At 46.9% G+C, this 19,378-nt stretch carries 18 protein-coding genes; 6 read left to right on the top strand and 12 right to left on the bottom strand.

The window, feature by feature from the left end; translation table 11 throughout:
• The first annotated feature begins 204 nt into the window (after positions 1-204).
• The gene (gene kynU / locus B5Z18_RS19005; RefSeq protein ID WP_079471082.1) at positions 205-1,473 is read left to right on the top strand and encodes a kynureninase; all 1,269 of its coding nucleotides are present in this window, start codon (positions 205-207) and stop codon (positions 1,471-1,473) included.
• A gap of 9 nt (positions 1,474-1,482) precedes the next feature.
• On the top strand, positions 1,483-2,889 hold the full coding sequence (locus tag B5Z18_RS32940; RefSeq protein WP_262488116.1) for a 2'-5' RNA ligase family protein: 1,407 nt from the start codon (positions 1,483-1,485) through the stop codon (positions 2,887-2,889).
• Positions 2,890-2,993: 104 nt separating this feature from the next.
• On the opposite strand, the gene B5Z18_RS18990 is transcribed toward B5Z18_RS32940, so the two are convergent.
• From B5Z18_RS18990 to B5Z18_RS18980, 3 genes are all read right to left on the bottom strand, one after another.
• On the bottom strand, positions 2,994-3,740 hold the full coding sequence (locus tag B5Z18_RS18990; RefSeq protein WP_159454359.1) for a head GIN domain-containing protein: 747 nt from the start codon (positions 3,738-3,740) through the stop codon (positions 2,994-2,996).
• A 184-nt stretch (positions 3,741-3,924) separates the two neighbouring features.
• Positions 3,925-4,242 (bottom strand): carboxypeptidase-like regulatory domain-containing protein, encoded by a 318-nt coding sequence (locus B5Z18_RS18985; protein ID WP_079471080.1) that lies wholly within the window; start codon positions 4,240-4,242, stop codon positions 3,925-3,927.
• A gap of 261 nt (positions 4,243-4,503) precedes the next feature.
• Positions 4,504-5,244, bottom strand: coding sequence for a Bax inhibitor-1/YccA family protein (locus tag B5Z18_RS18980; RefSeq protein WP_079471079.1), 741 nt, complete (start codon positions 5,242-5,244; stop codon positions 4,504-4,506).
• A gap of 281 nt (positions 5,245-5,525) precedes the next feature.
• Between B5Z18_RS18980 and B5Z18_RS18975 the strand changes: the two genes are divergently transcribed.
• Both B5Z18_RS18975 and B5Z18_RS18970 read left to right on the top strand, forming a co-directional pair.
• Positions 5,526-7,376 carry a 2-oxoacid:acceptor oxidoreductase subunit alpha gene (locus B5Z18_RS18975; RefSeq protein WP_079471078.1) on the top strand — a complete coding sequence of 617 codons (1,851 nt, stop codon included), beginning with the start codon at positions 5,526-5,528 and terminating at the stop codon, positions 7,374-7,376.
• Between the two features lie 140 nt (positions 7,377-7,516).
• Positions 7,517-8,104, top strand: a complete 588-nt coding sequence (locus tag B5Z18_RS18970; RefSeq protein WP_143313645.1) for a DUF6134 family protein — start codon at positions 7,517-7,519, stop codon at positions 8,102-8,104.
• Positions 8,105-8,162: 58 nt separating this feature from the next.
• Here B5Z18_RS18970 and B5Z18_RS18965 read toward each other — a convergent pair whose 3' ends face one another.
• The 8 genes from B5Z18_RS18965 to gldA form a co-directional block, all read right to left on the bottom strand.
• Positions 8,163-9,353 (bottom strand): Gfo/Idh/MocA family protein, encoded by a 1,191-nt coding sequence (locus B5Z18_RS18965; RefSeq protein WP_079471076.1) that lies wholly within the window; start codon positions 9,351-9,353, stop codon positions 8,163-8,165.
• A gap of 20 nt (positions 9,354-9,373) precedes the next feature.
• Positions 9,374-10,591 (bottom strand): nucleoside permease, encoded by a 1,218-nt coding sequence (locus B5Z18_RS18960; RefSeq protein ID WP_079471075.1) that lies wholly within the window; start codon positions 10,589-10,591, stop codon positions 9,374-9,376.
• Between the two features lie 104 nt (positions 10,592-10,695).
• Positions 10,696-11,424 carry a YqjF family protein gene (locus tag B5Z18_RS18955; protein ID WP_079471074.1) on the bottom strand — a complete coding sequence of 243 codons (729 nt, stop codon included), beginning with the start codon at positions 11,422-11,424 and terminating at the stop codon, positions 10,696-10,698.
• Position 11,425: 1 nt separating this feature from the next.
• Positions 11,426-12,073: an endonuclease III gene (gene nth / locus B5Z18_RS18950; RefSeq protein WP_079471073.1), complete on the bottom strand. Its 648-nt coding sequence runs from the start codon at positions 12,071-12,073 to the stop codon at positions 11,426-11,428.
• A 39-nt stretch (positions 12,074-12,112) separates the two neighbouring features.
• On the bottom strand, positions 12,113-12,331 hold the full coding sequence (locus B5Z18_RS18945) for a hypothetical protein (RefSeq protein ID WP_079471072.1): 219 nt from the start codon (positions 12,329-12,331) through the stop codon (positions 12,113-12,115).
• A 110-nt stretch (positions 12,332-12,441) separates the two neighbouring features.
• A complete protein-coding gene (locus B5Z18_RS18940) occupies positions 12,442-12,753 on the bottom strand; it encodes an FtsB family cell division protein (protein WP_079471071.1) in 312 nt (103 codons plus the stop codon).
• 87 nt (positions 12,754-12,840) lie between these two features.
• The gene (eno, locus tag B5Z18_RS18935) at positions 12,841-14,130 is read right to left on the bottom strand and encodes a phosphopyruvate hydratase (protein WP_079471070.1); all 1,290 of its coding nucleotides are present in this window, start codon (positions 14,128-14,130) and stop codon (positions 12,841-12,843) included.
• A gap of 96 nt (positions 14,131-14,226) precedes the next feature.
• A complete protein-coding gene (gene gldA, locus B5Z18_RS18930) occupies positions 14,227-15,153 on the bottom strand; it encodes a gliding motility-associated ABC transporter ATP-binding subunit GldA (protein WP_079471069.1) in 927 nt (308 codons plus the stop codon).
• 292 nt (positions 15,154-15,445) lie between these two features.
• Here gldA and B5Z18_RS18925 point away from each other — a divergent pair, with 292 nt between their 5' ends.
• Positions 15,446-17,137 carry a M23 family metallopeptidase gene (locus tag B5Z18_RS18925; RefSeq protein WP_079471068.1) on the top strand — a complete coding sequence of 564 codons (1,692 nt, stop codon included), beginning with the start codon at positions 15,446-15,448 and terminating at the stop codon, positions 17,135-17,137.
• A 31-nt stretch (positions 17,138-17,168) separates the two neighbouring features.
• The gene (gene bcp, locus B5Z18_RS18920) at positions 17,169-17,630 is read left to right on the top strand and encodes a thioredoxin-dependent thiol peroxidase (RefSeq protein WP_079471067.1); all 462 of its coding nucleotides are present in this window, start codon (positions 17,169-17,171) and stop codon (positions 17,628-17,630) included.
• A 70-nt stretch (positions 17,631-17,700) separates the two neighbouring features.
• Here the strand turns inward: bcp and B5Z18_RS18915 are convergent, their stop codons facing one another.
• A complete protein-coding gene (locus tag B5Z18_RS18915) occupies positions 17,701-19,251 on the bottom strand; it encodes an SUMF1/EgtB/PvdO family nonheme iron enzyme (RefSeq protein WP_079471066.1) in 1,551 nt (516 codons plus the stop codon).
• Between the last annotated feature and the right edge of the window lie 127 nt (positions 19,252-19,378).

Raw genomic sequence — 19,378 nt, 5'->3', positions numbered from 1 at the left:
ACGTTACTAGCCATATACAGCCTTAGCCTTATATGCCATATGATAAAATAAGAGATAATATATAATAAGAGACACCTGTTTTGAACAGTTAGGGCATTTAGCCTGTAATAATCAGTAAGTAGAGAAATAAGATAATCAGCACAGCTTTCTTGACAATAGCAGCACCGCCATTAAAAGAATACTAAGGCGAAAGATTGGAAGACCATGGAGTATGTAGCATCATTAGCGTTTGCTAAGGAGAAGGACCAACAGGATCCCTTAAACAAATTCAGAGACCAGTTTTATTTTCCACAACGTAACGGAAAGGATGCTATTTATTTATGTGGCAACTCGCTCGGATTGCAGTCGAAAAATGTGAAATCGGCGATAGAACAGGAGTTGGCGGATTGGCAACAATGTGCGGTAGAGGGGTATTGGGAGGCTAAGAACCCATGGTTATATTATCAGCAGTATTGCAGTAAGCCTTTAACGGCGATTTTGGGTGCAAGTCAGCAGGAGCTGACGGTGATGAATACGCTGACGGTGAATCTGCATTTGATGATGCTTAGTTTTTACCGGCCAAACAAACAGCGGTTTAAAGTGTTAATGGAAGCAGGGGCTTTTCCGAGCGATCAGTACGCAGTTGAAACCCAGGTAAAGTTCCACGGCTACGATCCGGAAAGTGCCATCATAGAAGTTTCCCCGCGACCCGGAGAACATTTGATAAGATTGGAAGATATTTTAGAGATTATTAACACAGAAAGTGATAGCTTAGCATTGGTTTTGTTTGGAGGTATAAACTATTATACCGGACAGTTTTTTGATATACCCGCTATAACAGCAGCTGCGCATAAGGCCGGCGCTTACGCAGGTTTCGACCTGGCACACGTAGCAGGAAATATACCGGTAGAATTGCACAATTGGGAAGTAGATTTTGCCGTTTGGTGCTCATATAAGTACCTGAATGGTGGTCCCGGCGCAGTAGGAGGCGCATTTGTGCATGAGAAACACGCCAGCAACCGTAATTTTCTTAGACTGGGTGGCTGGTGGGGCAATGAAGAGAGTGCACGTTTTAAAATGGAAAAAGGGTTTGTGCCTAAAAAAGAAGCTGAAGGATGGCAACAGAGCACCGCTCAGGTGTTTAACATGGTTAGCCTGAAAGCATCCCTGGAATTATTTGAAGCGGCCGGTATCGGCGCTTTACGTATCAAAAGTGAAGGAATGACCAATTATCTTGAATTTCTTTTGCAACAGTTAAAAGGCATAAATTTCCAGATTATAACACCGAAAAATTGTAATGAACGCGGCGCTCAGTTATCTTTGTTGTTCCTAGACAAAGGTAAAGAGATACATCAACGGATGACCGATGCCGGTATAATCGTTGACTGGAGAGAGCCCGGAGTTATCAGGGTATCACCGGCACCCTTATATAACTCCTATCAGGACGTATTTCATTTTTATGAAATCATAGCTAATATTGCTTCAAACGCTTAATTAAGTAAGATGACTTTTGAGAGAAACGAACGCCCCCGCAGGCCTTATTCTTCTGATACCAACAAAGAGAATGATCCCAATAAGGAGAAAGGCGATGACAAACCCAATTTAAATAACGAGCGGGAAGGCGGCAAACCCGACTACAACAGTGGTGGCTCAGAAGGGCGCACTGGTTACAATCGAGAAGGCGGATATCGTCCGCGCACAGACTACAATCGTGATGGCGGCACAGGTGGCGGCTACAACCGTGAAGGCGGAAGTGGTGGTTACAACCGTGATGGCGGCAGTGGTGGTGGCTACAACCGAGATGGTGGTGGCAGCAATTACAACCGTGATGGCGCAGGTGGCGGCTACAACGGTGGTGGTGGATACGATCGCGGCGGAAGCGGCGGTGGTGGCTACAACCGCGGTGGTGGTGGTTACGGCGGCGGCAGTGGCGGCGGTGGATACGATCGCGGCGGCGGTGGCGGAGGCTACGACCGTGGTGGTGGTGGCTACGGCGGCGGTAGTGGCGGTGGTGGATACGATCGCGGCGGAAGCGGCGGTGGTGGATACGACCGTGGCGGTGGCGGCGGTGGTTATAATCGCGGCGGTGGCGGCGGTGGATACGATCGCGGCGGAAGCGGCGGTGGTGGATACGACCGTGGCGGCGGCGGTGGTGGTTACAATCGCGGCGGTGGCGGCGGTGGTTACGATCGCGGCGGTGGCGGCGGTGGTTACAATCGCGGCGGTGGCGGCGGTGGTTACGATCGCGGCGGCGGTGGCGGTGGTTACAATCGCGGCGGTGGCGGCGGCGGTGGATACCGTGGCGGCGGCGCTCCAAGACAAGGTGGAAGACCTCAACGCTTTGAGCCAAAACCAGATAACAAAATATACTTTATCGCACTGCTGCCAACTGCAGAAGTAGGTAAAGAAATTATAAAGATCAAACAGGAATTTGCAGAACAATACGGTCCTATGTACGCACTGAAAGTGCTGCCACATATTACCCTGCAGGTACCTTTCACTGCTGATCCGGCATTGGAAAAAGCTTTCTGTGATGAACTGACGGAATTTGCCAAAACACAGGCGCCTTTCGAAGTTTCCCTGAAAGGCTTCGGTACTTTCCCGAATAAACAGAACCGTGTACTGTTCATCAACGTGGAAAAAAGTGAAACCATGTCTGCTATGCACCGTCAGCTGATCAACTTCCTGCGTAAGGAATTTGGCTTCAGCACCATGCTGGCACGTACAGGATTTACCCCACACGTTACCGTGGCATTTAAAGATCTGGAAGATGATCAGTTCAACAAAGCATGGCCTGAATATGAGAACAAGGAATACGAGGCTACTTTTAAAGTAAACAACCTCTACTTCCTCCGTCACAACGGTAAATCATGGGAAGTGCTGCAGAAATGCAAATTAGGTGGCGCCTGATAAATGCCCATCTTTAAAATAATAAAAGGCCCCTGCAAGTGCAGGGGCCTTTTCATTTTAAACACAGACAGTATAACAGTGTAGGATATACGAAGTTTACATCATTACTGCTTTACTACCTTACCGGAACCCTTTACCTCCGCTACCACTTTCGCTTCACCGGTATAAACAATATTTCCGCTGCCATAGATCCTGGCGTCCAGGTTTTTCCTTACATACACGCCATGCCCGCCGGAACCACGGATAGTAATACTGGCATTTTGTACTTCCAGGTTCATTGCGGCAATGTTGCCGCTGCCATTGATATCACTGCTCAGCGAGCCGGCAAATCCACGCATGTTAATGTTGCCCGAACCGTTGATAGTAGTGTTAAGAGTGGCAGCATCCAGTATAAGCGCCGCATCGGCACTGCCGTTTAGTTCATACTTAAATAAGGAAGTATGTATGGTATCCTGATTATCTAAGGATCCCGAACCATCAAATTTTACCCGTTGAAAAAGAGGATTGTGAACATATACTTTCATGGGCTGATGATGCCGGATATTGACCCCGTTTTTTACCCGGACGAATAAGGTGTTGCTGCGCATGCCTGTTTCTATCACGCCTATAATATTGTCTTCCGCTTTTATTTCCACCTTCGCGTTGTTTTCCTGCAACAGGTGTACCTCAAATGGTCCTGATATGTCCACATCCGTAAAAGGGTCTGTGGTGCGGGTTTCCGTTACCACATTACCGGAGCCCGAAATGTTTTCTTTGGTACAGCCGGATAAAATAATGCTAAAGATGGCAATCATCAGCAGCAGCCATCCAATACTCAAACTTGTATACGTTATAATAAACTGCTTTTTCATAAACATCATTTTAAAAAAGGGGTGCTTAAAGAAATGACGTTTAGAGAAACACTTACCCCTATGGGGTGAAAAAAGATAGTTTTTGGGGGAAGACAGGAAGGCTATAAATGAAAGAAGCCGGCCGTACAGACGTACGGAACCGGCTTTTTGATTAACCCCTATGAAAACAAACTATTGCTCTTGTTTAATGTGCTAATTTAATTTCTCCTAAATCAGTGGATTTTCCATCCTCCACTTTAACATCTGTAACAGTTGCAGGCTTATACGGCGCTTTCGCTCCTACTATAACGGTATACGCACCGGCCTTCGCTGCCTGAAAACTAAATGCGCCATCAGTAACAGGCGATTTTAATGTATCTGTTCCCTGAATGGCCCAGGCTTCAGTAGCCCCATCTGCCGGTGTTACTTTACCTGCTATGGATCCACCATCAACGCCCTTAAATGCGAAGGCTCCAATCGCCACAGCTGCAAGTGCTAACATGCTTACTTTTATCTTCTTCATAGCTTACAATTTTAAACGGTTTAACAATAAAGGTTACATGGTAAGTAAAGGTGTTAGCATTTTTTTTATTACTGTTTTAAGATGTAAAAGAACTTGTTGTTATAGCCCGATTTTGCAATTACGATGCCATACTGTTTTGGAGCCTTGCCATTTAACATATTTTTTGGAAGACATTAACAAAAACAATGGAACATATATTTAAAAAGAAAGGCCGCCACATACGCTGTGGCGGCCTTTCTATGACGTTTGTATCTGTAATACTTATCTTCTGTTTAACTTGCTCATGAGGCGCAGTATTTCCAGGTATAACCATACCAGTGTCACCATCAGACCAAAGGAGGCATACCACTCAAAATACTTAGGTGCGCCCTGTAAAGCTCCCTGTTCTATCATATCGAAATCCATGATCAGGTTCAGGGCCGCAATAGCTACCACCACCAGGGAAAATATGATTCCAAAGGTACCACTGCTGTGAATCAGCGGCATCTCTATATTAAACATGCGCAATACAATGGCGATCAGGTAAAAGATACCGATACCCAGGGTGGCAGTCATCACAATTGATTTAAAACGCTCCGTTGCCCGGATCACTCCTGTGCGATAGAGGATCAGCATGGCAATGAAAGTACCAAAGGTTAAACCTACGGATTGCATCACAATGCCAGGCCATTTGGTTTCAAACATGGCGGAAATAGCACCCAGGAATAAACCTTCTGCTATCGCGTATGCGGGGGCCAGGTAAGCCGACCATTCTTTTTTGAAAATAATTACCAATGCCAGTATAAATCCACCGATGGCGCCACCAAATGCCAATGGCATTACGCTGCCGCTATTTCTGTAAAATTCTCCCCAGGAAAAAACTGCAGCCGCCATTAACAGCAGGAGCATAAAAGACATTTTGTTAACGGTTCCACGGATGGTCATGGTCTCCCCTGCGATGTGAGGCGCTTTATCAAATACACTTTGCTTCAGTACAGGGTTGTTCGATTGAAAGAGTGCCATAAAGTATAGTTTAAATTTATGGGTTAAAAATACGATTTGATTTGATATCAGGGATAGTTATACCACTGAAAAAGGGCAAAATTAGCATTTCTATAACCATAACTTCCCGTTATCAGCCATAACTATAAGTAATGGGAATGCTTTATTCCGGCAAGAATAGTCTACTAAAGTTGTGTACTTTTGTAATCGGATCGGGAATAATATTGCAGGGCTGTGGGTTCCTACCTCCCGATTACCTAAATTTACATCTTTAAAAAGAATATCTTAAAAAGAATAAATAGATGCCTAATACTTCGATTCAACAGCTGGAGGATGTAGTGATAAAATTTGCAGGCGACAGTGGAGACGGGATGCAGTTAACAGGTACCCAGTTTTCAAACAATACCGCATTATTCGGTAATGACCTGAGCACATTCCCCGATTTTCCGGCGGAGATCCGTGCCCCGATAGGTACATTACCCGGCGTGAGCGGTTTCCAGCTACACTTTTCTTCTAACAGAATATTCACCCCGGGCGACGCCTGCGATGTGCTGGTAGTGATGAACGCGGCAGCATTGAAGGCTAACCTGAAAGGACTTAAAAAAGGCGGCATTATCCTCGCCAATACCGATGGTTTTGATGCTAAAAACCTTCGCCTCGCCAATTACCCGGAAGGCGTAAATCCGCTGGAAGATGGTTCCCTGGCGCCATATCAGCTGCATACAATGGATGTAACCAAAATGACGCGCGAAGCGCTGAAGGATACTACCCTGGGTATGAAAGAGAAAGACCGTGCAAAAAACATGTTTGTGCTGGGATTCCTCTACTGGCTGTACGACCGTAACATGGAAAATACAGAAGTGTTCCTGAAAGAGAAATTCGGCAAAAAACCGGATATCCTGGACAGTAACCTGAAAGTACTGCATGCCGGCTACAACTTTGCTGATACCGTAGAAGCCTTTACCACCCGCTATCGCGTGGAAAAGGCACGGATGGAACCTGGTACTTACCGCAGTATCACCGGTAACACCGCCCTGGCTTATGGCCTGGTGGCAGCATCGCAGAAAGCAAACCTGCCCCTGTTCCTCGGTACTTACCCGATCACACCGGCTTCCGATATCCTGCATGAACTGAGCCGCTTCAAGAATTTTGGTATCCGTACCTTCCAGGCGGAAGACGAAATTGCGGGGATCACCTCCGCCATTGGCGCCTCCTACGGCGGTCATATGGGCGTTACCACTACCTCCGGCCCCGGTATGGCACTGAAAGGTGAAGCAATGGGACTGGCAGTAATGCTGGAAATACCTTTAATGATCGTTGATATTCAGCGTGGTGGCCCTTCTACCGGGTTGCCTACCAAAACGGAACAGTCCGACCTGTTACAGGCATATTATGGCCGTAACGGAGAGTGCCCGATGCCAATTGTTTCTGCATCCACACCGGCAGACTGCTTCGAGGCGGTATTTGAAGCCTTCCGGATCTCTGTAAAGCACATGACCCCGGTTATTTTCCTCAGTGATGGCTATATCGCCAACGGTTCTGAACCGTGGCGCTTCCCTAAAGCTGCCGACCTGCCCGCAATTGAAGTGAAATTCAAGAAGGGACTGGAAGAAGGAGAGGAACAATTCCTGCCCTATCACCGCGATGAAAACCTGGTGCGCCCCTGGGCAGTACCCGGTACACCTGGCCTGGAACACCGGATTGGTGGCCTGGAGAAACAGAACATCACCGGTAACGTGAGCTACGATCCGGAAAACCACCAGCTGATGGTGAAGATCCGCCAGGAAAAGGTAGATAAGATTGCGGATCATATTCCGTTGCAGAAAATAGAACTCGGTCCGGAAAAAGGAAAGATCCTCGTACTGGGCTGGGGCTCCACCTATGGCGCCATCAAAAGCGCTGTGCTGGACCTGCTGGCAGAAGGACATGAAGTAGCGCATGCACATATCCGTTACATCCGTCCTTTCCCTAAAAACCTGGGCGAAATACTGCACAGCTATGATAAAGTGCTGATTCCTGAAATCAATAACGGCCAGCTGATCAAAATTATCCGCGATCAGTTCCTGATTGATGCACAGGGCTATCATAAAATTATGGGCGTACCTATTACCAAAGGTGAACTGATCACAAAGATCAGGGAAATGCTGGCGTAAGCTACTGCCGTATATTATTTTAAAGTACACAATAAAAAATCCTGTCCGTAGTGGCAGGATTTTTTGTATTTTCCTTGATGGGAGGAACACTTACAGCTACTACTTCCCCGGGAAAATATTGTTAGTTTAAGTCAACTATTATGAATAGTCTTTTTAGGTTATTGTTTATCACCTTCACAGTAGCTGTATTGTTTTTACAGGCAAAAGCCCAAACCAATACTTTCGAAGTGCGTATTGCCAATCACGCAGTAGGGACCATTGAAGCTAACCGCAAGCTCGCCGGAAACGCCAAAAGCATCATTATCAAAACACGGATCCAGATCATGTTGTCGAAGATCAACAGCGACATTGCGAATGAATACAGCAATAATGTACTCACCACTGCAAAGGTTTCACGGGTATCCGGTAAATCGGGCGAAGATAAACAGACTACTATCCATCGTAACGGTAAGGAATACACGATAATAGTTAACGGCGCAAAATCAGTAATAGATACGGAAATAGAAGAGTGTGTGGCGGATCTTTATTTTATGGAACCCCGGCAACTGAGCCGTGTGTTTTCTGAAACGCTGGGCCGTTTCCTGCCTGTGAAATCGCTGGGAGGGGGCGTGTATGAGCTTATATTGCCGGAGGGAAAAAAGAATGTATTCAAATATGAAAACGGCATCTTAAAACAGGTAGAGGTAAATCATACACTGGGCAAAGCTTTTTTTGTAAAAATAAGCTAACTGCGAAGGATGTGATTATCCTGATAGCTTACCAGGACAATCACATCTATCATAAAAATTACAATACCTGTTCAATGATCTGACCGCTCACTTTATCTTTCAGGATCAGCTTCTTCGCCCCGAAATGCGTCATCTCTTCTTTTACCAGGTAATATTGGTCGTTGTATTCCGTTAAGGTTTTTGCTTTGGTAAGCCCTTCCTGTCCGCGCCATATTTCCAGTTGCACCGGTTCCCACTGTTTGGTGGCTGCACTCTTATAAGCAGCATCAAGAATAGCGTTCACCACATAGCCGTCGTAAAACGTTTCATTGGCTTCCTTACCGGCTTCCATTGCATCAAACATATTGGTGAACATGTGATTATAACCCAGTTCATTCAGTTCATCGCCTACGGGAAACAGCCAGCCGGAATTGCTTTCAGCTTTCTCTGCCACATAATCAGCGCCTTTGCCGGTAGTAAACATATCAAAGCCGGTACGCAGGAAGCTGTTGAGCCAGATGGTTCCTTCGGTACCCATTACTTCATCGCGCAGATCGAGGCCGCCGCGGAAAGTCCAGCTTACTTCAAACTGGCCGATGGCGCCGTTTTCATATTTCACCAGGCCAATAGCATGATCTTCTGCATCAATAGGTTTTACCTGTGTATCTGCCCAGCACATCACTTCTACCGGTTTAATATCCTTCCCGATAAAGTTGCGGCCAATTTCCACGCAGTGGCAGCCCAGATCCAGGATGCAGCCGCCGCCGGCCTGTTCTTTATCCCAGAACCATTCGCTGTGGGGGCCGGGATGCGTTTCCCTGGACTTGGCCCAGAGAATCCTTCCCAGGGCGCCGTCTTTCACGCTTTGCAGCGCTTTCAGGAATTTGGGAGTGTACACCAGGTCTTCGAGATAACCGTGGAAGATGCCCGCTTTTTCTACTGCTTCCAGCATCCGCTTTGCTTCCTGCGCATTCCGTCCCAGCGGCTTGGTGCAGATCACTGCTTTTTTGTGTTTGCAACAAAGATTAACCGCTGCTTCATGCAGGTTATTGGGAAGAGATACACAAACTACGTCTACTTCCGGACGGGCAATGGCAGCTTCCATTTCCGTGGTTTGAAAAGCAACATCGTAATCTGTGGCGAATTTTTGCGCGCTTTCTTCCCGGCGGGAATATACACTTACAATTTTATCGCGGCTACGCTGCCCCTGCAGGGAATCGGCATAGAACCGCGCAATAAAACCTGAACCAAGCATTGCTATTTTTGCCATAATAATCGTTTTGCCGATGATTAATGTTTAACAACCGTATTCTTATTGCTATCTCTGAAAAACAACATAAACAGTACTAATACTACTGCAGCAATACCCGCAGGAATCAGCCAGATGGTATGCCAGTTGTGGCTGTTGGCGCCTGTTTTATAGGCGTCTACAATAGGCCCGGAGATGATAAAACCAATTAACATTCCCACGCCATAAGTAGCCAGTGTTACAAAACCCTGTGCAGAGCTTTTGAATTCTTCACCGGCAATTTTATCGGTGTAGATCTGCCCGGTTACAAAGAAGAAATCATAACAGATACCGTGTAAGATGATCCCTACAATCAGCATCCAGTAGTTGGCGTCGATGTCGCCGAAAGAGAAGAGGGCGTAGCGTACTACCCAGGCGAGCATACCTAATGCCAGCATCTTTTTCACACCTAACCTGGCGAAGAACAACGGCATTACCAGCATGAACAGGAACTCCGACATCTGTCCCATAGATTGCTTGCCGGCAGCGGCGTTCATGCCTATTTCATTCAGGAATGGATTGGTAAAATTATAGTAAAATGCCAGTGGAATACAGATGGCAATAGACGCCAGGAAGAACAGCAGGTAAGAGCGGTTTTTCAGCATCCGGATGGCATCCAGGCCGAGGATTTCTTTTACAGAGATCTGGGTGCCTTTTTTTGCCGGTGGTGTTTTAGGCAGGGTAAAGCTGAACAATCCCAGCAGGAGGGAAGCGCCTGCAGCCATTTTAAAGGTAAGGTCCAGCGAGTTGGTTTTTTCCCACTGCAGCCACCCGATGAGTAAACCCGCGATGATCCATCCTACGGTGCCGAATACACGGATAAAAGAAAACTCTTTACTTGGGTCGCTCATCTGCCGGAAGGAGATAGAGTTCACCAGTGCCAGCGTGGGCATGTAAAGGATCATATAAACCAGCAACACGGGATAGAAGCTGTCGTAGCTGGTCATGCCCGAGCAGGTCCATAGCAGCGCTGCGCCAGCGAGGTGTATCACCCCGAGGATAACCTGTGCGGAAATAAACCGGTCGGCAATAATGCCTACAATAAAAGGCGCTATCACTGCACCGATAGATTGTGTAAGAAAGGCATAACCCACCTGGGTATCGGTGGCGCCCTGCAGATTTTTTAATACGAATGTTCCTAATGTCACAAACCATGCGCCCCAGATAAAAAATTCCAGGAACATCATAAATGATAGTTGTACCCTAACAGCTGATCTCATAACGACTAATGCTTTATTGATTGAATCTTGATGAACCGCTTAAGATAATAAAATTCCATAATTGCAGCATGAAATTATTGATGGATAACAGAAACTCCTGCGGTTCATAGAGTATTGTTTCTGATCTTTTTACCGGGCATTACCGAAATACCGGAACCGGCCGCCAGTAAAGCACTTTTAGGCGCTTGTTGCAGCATGTTTTCAAACGCGGCGCCGTATAGTATCCGGGTACTGCAATGATAATCAAATCCGGTGACCGGATGAATTTCCCATTGCGGATGAGTTACCTGGTATTCGCCGGTGGTTTGGTGATCAAGCCGGGTATAGCCCCAGTAGTGGTCCGTGATAAATTGTTCCTCACTGCCTGCAACAATAGGCTGACTTGCCTGCAGAGCAGTGGCTGATAAATGATTCCATTCGTTTTTCACTTTCCAGCGGTAGGCCACTTTCAGCGTGGCTTCATCCGGGTTTTCCCAGGAGTGCGTCATGATGTGCGTGGCATACTTTTCCCCGTACAGTGTATTGGCTACAAAGGTGATGAGTGCTTTGGGCACCAGTTCTTTTACAAACACTACCCCGCGTTTCCATTCACCGGCCTGTTTGTACCGCACATAAAAGCGGAGGTTCACTTCCTCAAAAGTGCGGTGGCCGGGAAAGGCCAATCCTTTCACCCGCGTGTCTTGGAAGAGAAAGCCCACGAGGCTTATGTAAGTGGTATTGTTCCAGGTGTCCAGTTCGGTATGAGCCGGTACATAAGCGTTGAGTACAGCGGGATCTGCTTCAAAGTTGATCATCAGCAGGTTTCTCCAGGCGGCGGTGAGGAATGGGCGCATATCAGCTTGCCTTTACCAGTTTTGCATAATACTTACAGGCGGGTCTTAGTCCACATTCGCCGCATTTAGGGCTGCGGGCCACGCAAACGTAGCGGCCATGCAAAATGAGCCAGTGATGGGCGATGTGTACTTTTTCTTCCGGAATATTTTTCAGCAGCTGCAGTTCGGTTTGCAGTGGTGTTTTGGCATTGACGGTGAGTCCTATCCTGGCGGATACCCTGAATACATGTGTATCTACTGCCATGTTGGGTTGCTGATGTACTACGGAAGTGATGACATTGGCTGTTTTACGGCCTACGCCGGGCAGTTTTATCAGTTCCGGTACGGTAGCGGGTATTTCGCCGTTAAAGTCTTGTACCACCATTTGCGCCATCCCGATAAGGTGTTTGGTTTTATTGTTGGGATAGCTGATGCTCCGGATGAGCGGGAACAGGTCGTCGAAAGTGGCGGTGCTGAGGGCATATACGTCCGGGTACTGCGCAAAGATAGCAGGGGTGGTCATGTTCACCCTTTTATCGGTGCATTGTGCAGACAGGATAACGGCTACCAGCAGTTGGTAAGGATTGTCGTAGATGAGTTCCGTTTCGGCATTGGGAGCATGTGTCTCAAAGTATTTGAGAACAAATGCATAACGCTCTTTTTGAGTCATGCCATAAAGATAGGAAAAATGAAAAAAGTATGGTCGTTGTTACTGCTCTTCCGCTTTTTGTTTATTGGCGGCGTAGTCGAAAATCAGCTGGAGGGTGGCCACTCTTGGCGCATAACGTACAGTGTTCAGGGCTGCTTTGGTGTCGTCAAAGCTGGCTTGTTCTTCCCGGGTTAAAGAAAGATCCTCCTGGTGATGTTTGATATCGCTTTTGGTAACAAGACACAGGGTTGAAAGTACAGAAAGTGTAAAATTACTCATGCATTATTATTTTAATACTAATAATAGGTTCTCTTTTATAACGGATTTTGCTCGGAATCTATTGTTAATTTAAGATAAATTTTTAAGATGCACAAGGGGGAAAGGAAGAGCTATTGAGCGGGGGCAGGGGTGATAATGAAAAGGTCTTCATTATCTTTCTTCATATAATATTTTTCGCGGGCAAATTTCTCCAGTTTTTCCGGGCTGGAAAGCAGTTCCTGCTGCTCTTCGCGGGTTTGTTTGATTTCCTGGATAAAGAATTCTTTCTGATTTTCGAGTTTATTCACCTCCGACTGGAACTGGTACTGGTACATGAGGTTGGTTTTGTCCAGGAAGGCGATCCAGATTATAAAGGCAGCAAAAGCTATGAAGAACTTATTCTTCAGGACCTTTGGCACTTTTATAGATTTTAATCCGGACATACAGCAATTTACAAATCATTTTTGGATTTCAGATATCCGGCGGTGAAGTTGCCGGATATCCGAGATCCAAAAGTTTTTCCCGAAGGATTATTTTTTAACACTGATAGAGTTGGTAGGATAGATCGCTACTTCACCCAGTGCTTCTTCGATACGGAGTAACTGGTTGTATTTCGCCATACGGTCGGTACGGGAAGCGGAACCGGTTTTGATCTGACCGCAGTTCAGGGCTACGGCGAGGTCAGCGATGGTAGTATCTTCAGTTTCGCCGGAACGGTGGCTCATGATGGAAGTGTAACCGGCTTTGTGCGCCATGTTCACTGCATCGATGGTTTCTGTTACGGTACCGATCTGGTTTACTTTTACGAGGATGCTGTTAGCGATACCTTTATCGATACCTTCTTTCAGGCGGAGTACGTTGGTTACGAACAAATCGTCGCCTACCAGCTGTACGCGGTTGCCTACTGATTCAGTCAGTTTTTTCCAGCCATCCCAGTCGTCTTCAGCCATCCCATCTTCGATGGAAACGATTGGATATTTATTTACCCATTCAGTCCAGTAAGCCACCATTTCGTCGCTGCTGATTACTTTCTGGGAGCTTTTGTAGAATTTATAGCTCTTGGTAGCGTCATCGTACATTTCGCTGCTGGCGGCATCCAGGGCGATAGCTACCTGGGTACCTGGTTCGTAACCGGCTGCTTTGATGGCTTCCAGTACGGTTTCGATAGCTTCTTCGTTGCTCTGGATTTCAGGAGCAAAGCCGCCTTCGTCACCTACGTTGGTGCTGTATCCTTTCTTTTTCAGTACGGATTTCAGGTGGTGGAAAATTTCCACGCCCCAGCGGAGGCCTTCAGAGAAAGAAGGAGCGCCTACCGGTACGATCATGAATTCCTGGAAGTCGATTTTATTATCCGCATGTGCACCACCATTGATGATGTTCATTAAAGGAATAGGGAGGGTGAAAGCGTTTACACCGCCGAGGTAGCGGTACAGTGGCTGGTTGCTTTCTTCAGCAGCAGCTTTGGCTACCGCCATGCTCACTGCCAGGGTAGCGTTAGCGCCCAGTTTAGCTTTATTAGGAGTACCATCAAGTTGAATCAGCATTTTATCGATACCAGCCTGATCCGTTACTTCCCAGCCAATCAGTTCTTCAGCGATGATATCATTTACATTGCTTACAGCCTGCAGTACGCCTTTGCCCATGTAAACAGCCTTATCATTATCGCGCAGTTCTACTGCTTCGTGTTTACCGGTAGAAGCACCGGATGGAACTGCTGCGCGGCCAAAATGTCCGTCTTCTGTGGTTACATCAACCTCAATTGTAGGATTACCACGGCTGTCGAGGATCTGCCTGGCATGGATTTCTGAAATAATACTCATAATTCGAAAAGTTATTATTGTTAGCTATTTATTTAGCATCTGGCGTTTGCTGCAGCTGTTAGTCCCTCACCACTCTCGGGTTGCCAAAGGCCACAGTTAGTTGCCGGAAGCTTTTGTCAATGTCAGTTCCCGGAATATTGCTTCCAGGCTTTGTGAATTGCTCTGCAAAGAAAGTATGTTCCTGTTATTAATCAAAGCAAATTGTAACAGGTTTTTTCGCACCTCATCTACCTGGCTGGTAAATAACTGCCAGCTGTGGTCTTCCCTGGCCACCACACGGCTTATGCCGGGAATTGCCATCAATTCGGCTTCGCTTACCGGCTCCGCAAAGGTAACCTGTAAATAACCATTCCCACTGTTGTTTTGCTGGATTAACGATAATTTATCGTCTGCAATGATTTTTCCTTTGTTAATGATGATTACCCGGTCGCACAGCGCCTCTACTTCCTGCATAATATGCGTGGAGAGGATCACCGTTTTGTTGGCGCCCAGCTCTTTGATCAGCCGCCTGATATCGGCCAGCTGATTGGGATCCAGCCCGGTAGTGGGCTCGTCCAGGATCAATACTTCCGGATCATGCAGCAGGGCCTGTGCCAGCCCCACCCGCTGTTTATAGCCGTTGGATAACGCGCCGATCTTTTTGTGCCGCTCCGGTTGCAGTCCTGTTAGCTCAATTACCGAGGTAATCCGCTGTGCGCCTGCTTTTCCCAGCTGATGGATGCCCGCCACAAACTCCAGAAACTCCCGGATATACATATCATAGTACAGGGGATTGGATTCAGGCAGATATCCTACCCTTTTCCGTACTTCCAGCGATTGTGAGACAATATCAAAACCACACACACTGGCCTTTCCGCTTGTTGGCGGCAGGAAACCGGTGATCATCTTCATGGTAGTGGATTTCCCTGCGCCGTTGGGCCCCAGGAAACCAGTGATCTCTCCCTTTTTTAACTCAAAGGAAATAGCATCCACTGCCCGTTGTTCGCCGTATACTTTACTGAGTTCTGATACCTGGATAGACATGTATGCTTGCACGTTTTGCGGGAACTAATGTACTTAAAAAAGCGGATTTATGCGGATTTTGTCTTATTCAGGATTACACTGATTTTATTTTTCTGGGAGATGGATAACGGATATACTGACACTCATTTTTAAGCATTTCAACAGGCGTGTTTAATACGTATACGGGCATACGAAAATAAATTGCCGGCCACTGGCATGAACCTTGTTTCCCTATCTCCCGAAAAATAAAATCAGTGTAATCCTGAATAAGACAAAATCCGCATAAATCCGCTTTTCCCTACATTTGCATATTATGAAGAGAGTCATCGGTCTACTTTGTTTGCTTCCGCAACTATTACAGGCGCAATCCATCCCGGTAAAGGACTATCCGCAAGGCTATTTCAGGAACCCGCTGAATGTTCCGATCATACTGGCCGGTAACTTTGGGGAGCTGCGACCCAACCACTTCCATTCAGGAATGGATATTAAAACGCAACAAAAAGAAAATCTGCCGGTACACGCTGCGGCAGATGGTTATGTAAGCCGCATCGGCGTATCGCATACCGGTTTCGGGAATGTACTTTACATTACTCACCCTAATGGCTATACGACGGTTTACGCCCACCTTAACGCCTTTTTTCCTGCCCTGCAGCAGTACGTGAAAAAGCAGCAATACCAGGCCGAAAGCTGGGCCAGCGATCTCACCATCCCCGCCGGCATGTTCCCTGTAAGAAAAGGCGACTTTGTAGCCTGGAGTGGTAACACAGGCGGATCTGCAGGACCACACCTGCACTTTGAAATCAGGAGTACCACAACAGAAAAACCACTGAACCCACTGCTCTTTGGTTTTGATATTGCAGATACCAAAGCCCCGGATGTATACCGCCTGGCGATATACGACCGTGAAAAAAGTATTTATGAACAAAAGCCGCTCGTAGTAGCATTAAAAAAAGTGGGCGGCGAATATGTTACCACCCAGCCGGTGGTTAAAATTAACGCTGCGCAGGCAGGCATCGGCGTAAGCGCTATCGACCGGATGAACACCGGTAATATCTACGGCATTTATGAAGTGACCCTGTTCCAGAATAATGAACCGGATATCGACTTCCAGCTGGACAACATCGGCTACGAGGAAACCCGTTACCTGAATGCACACATCGATTATAAAACAAAAAAAGATGGTGGTCCGTACTACCAGCTGGTGTTTTCCCTGCCCGGCAATAAACTGGATATTTACCACGATCTGAAAGGCGATGGTACCATCCACTTGTCCGACGGTGCCGTGCATAATGTAAAGCTGCTGGTAAAGGATGCATACGGCAATACTTCCACCGTGAAACTGGCCCTGCAACAGTCAGACGTGGACGATGCGCAGAAAGCATGCGCCAACACCATGTACCCCGATTCACGCAATATCTTTGAAAACAACCAGGTGGAATTTTACCTGGATGAAACCGCGCTGTACGACCAGGTGTGTTTCAATTACCTGGAAACAGCGTCTGTAAGCACCAAAGCATATTCCAACGTGTACCACCTGCACAACGCACTGGTGCCCGTACACGATTTCTTTGATGTACGTCTTCGCGCTACCCGGGCTGTTCCGGAAAACCTGCAATCGAAAATAGTGATGGTGAGAGAGGCACAGGGCAGCAACAGCACTTCCGCCACCACGCTGGAAAACGGCTGGTACAAAGGCACTTTCCGCGACTTCGGCAACTTCCACCTGGAAGTGGATACCGTGGCGCCAAAGGTAACGCCACTGGGCGTGAAGCCGGGCGCTGTTCTTTCAAAAGCCGCTAAACTGTCTTTTGCCATGAATGATGCCAGCGGTATCAAAAGCTACCGTGCAGAACTGGATGGTAAATGGCTGCTGTTTTCCCGGAGAGGTAACGTACTTACCTATACGTTTGATGAACATTGTCCGCCGGGAGCGCATATGCTGGTATTGAAAGTAACCGATGTGGCAGGAAATGAAGGCATCTACAGATTATCATTCAAACGTTAAGATATCATTTCAAACAGCTAAAACCGTAAATATGGGAAACTTAAAAGAAGGCGATAAAGCCCCCGTTTTCAAAGGAAAAGATCAGCATGGCAAAACCGTATCCCTGACTGATTTTAAAGGCAAACGGGTAGTGCTGTATTTTTATCCGAAAGATATGACCCCGGGATGTACGGCCCAGGCATGTAACCTGCGGGACAACTATGATACCCTGCTGAAAAAGGGATATGCGGTAGTAGGTGTAAGCACCGACAGCGAGCAGAGTCACCAGAAATTTATAGAGAAATACGAACTGCCTTTTACCTTACTGGCAGATGAAGATAAAAAGATTGTACACCAGTACGGTGTGTATGGCGAAAAGCAGATGATGGGTAAAACGTATGATGGTATTCATCGTACTACTTTCCTCATTGATGAAAGCGGTGTGATTGCACACATCATCAAAAAGCCCGACACCAAAAATCATACAGAAGAGATCCTGGAATTGTGGAAGTAAGAGGATATTAAAAAAGAGAAGGGAGATAGTTGCGAAACTATCTCCCTTCTCTTTTTATATCTGTTGAGTGTTATCTCTTCTGGCGTTGTTTCTTAAACAGGTTACCTGTTTTGAACTTGTTACCTTCAGGGCTACCTACGCGGTCCATCGCGCAGCGGAAGCCAACGGTGTTAGTGGCCATATCTTCCTGCATGTAACGGCGTGTACCTGGTGAAAGCCAGTAAGCACGGTCGTTCCAGCTACCACCTTTAATCACGTGTGATTTATCGTTGATCAGGGTAGTGATACCATAACCATATTCCACCTGTGAAAGGGAGTCACCATCGAGGTAGTTGATCACATCACCTTTCTGGTAGTTAAGACGGTTAGCACTTTCTTCGTCTGTTACATCACGCATTTTCAGGTGACCAAGACTATCTTTTTCGAACTCTTTATTTTCGTTCTGGTAAACAGTCTGGAATTTATTACCACGGAAGTAGTTGAAATCTTCACCATCGATCGGGTTCAGTGGTCTGTAAACGTCCAGTACCCATTCTGCCACGTTACCGGACATGTTATAGATGCCGAATGTGTTAGGGTAGAAGGAGCGGATAGGACCAGGGATAGAAGCACGGTCGTTCAAACCACCGGCCACACCCATGTTATCACCGGAACCGCGCTTGAAGTTGGCCAGGAACTGACCTTGCATGGTACCGCGGCGGATATCACGTAAGCCGCTGGTGTTGGTGCCCCAGGAGTACACCTGTTTGTTCATGATCAGCTCTTCCCCGTGTTTGCCTTCTTTTTTGGAAGGGCCAGGGTTCTGACCTATATAACCCAGTGCGGCATATTCCCATTCTGCTTCTGTCGGGAGACGGTAGTTTGGTAACATGATACCATCTTCAAAGGCAGCATTACGGGGAGTACCGTCGGAATTTTTGAACTGGTCTTTTGCACTCTTCGACATTTTACCAGGCGTACCTTCGTATAAGCCGGCTGTGTAAGACTTGGTGTCAAAGGTGTTGTCGTCTGACTGGTTGCCCACATCTGCTTTGGAGAGGAGACCCTTATCCATCAGCAGTTTTTCGTTCACACGGTTAGAACGCCATTTACAGTAGTCGGTTGCCTGTTTCCAGGTAACACCTACTACGGGATAGTCGTTGTAAGCCGGGTGACGGAAATAGTATTCTACCAGTGGCTCGTTGTAGGCGAGTTCGCTACGCCATACCAGGGTATCCGGCATTGCGTTGCGGTATACATCCGGGAATGATTCCCCGTATACGCGGTTCAGCCAGTAGAGATATTCGCGGTAATGTACGTTGGCTACTTCAGATTCATCGATATAGAAGGAGGAAACCGTAATACGGCGCGGAATATTATTCCAGTCGCCCATTACATCCTGTTCGGTGGCTCCCATAGCGAATGTACCACCCTGTACAAAAACAAGGCCCGGACCAGTTTGCTGGTTCACGTTTTTAGCTACGCTGAAACCGCCCATTTTCTGGTCGTTATAGTTCCAGCCCGTAGCGGAAGAAGCTTCCTTCTTCTTGCCGAAAAGTCCCCCGCCGTCCTTATGACAGGCACTCATGGATAGCATTACGCTGGTACCTACGAGCAATGATAAAGAGGTTAATCTACGCATGCGATACAGCTTTAGTCTAGTATATTTACAGTAAACGCAAATGTACTCTTTTTTATTTTATGGCGAAAAAAATTAATTTGTAATTTGCTGCCAATCGTTCCCGCTGATAAGGGTCTTTCTATATCAA

The sequence above is a fragment of the Chitinophaga ginsengisegetis genome, from assembly GCF_900168065.1.
In the GTDB taxonomy this organism is placed as follows: Bacteria; Bacteroidota; Bacteroidia; order Chitinophagales; family Chitinophagaceae; genus Chitinophaga; species Chitinophaga ginsengisegetis.
This window is presented reverse-complemented; position numbering and strand designations above follow the sequence as displayed.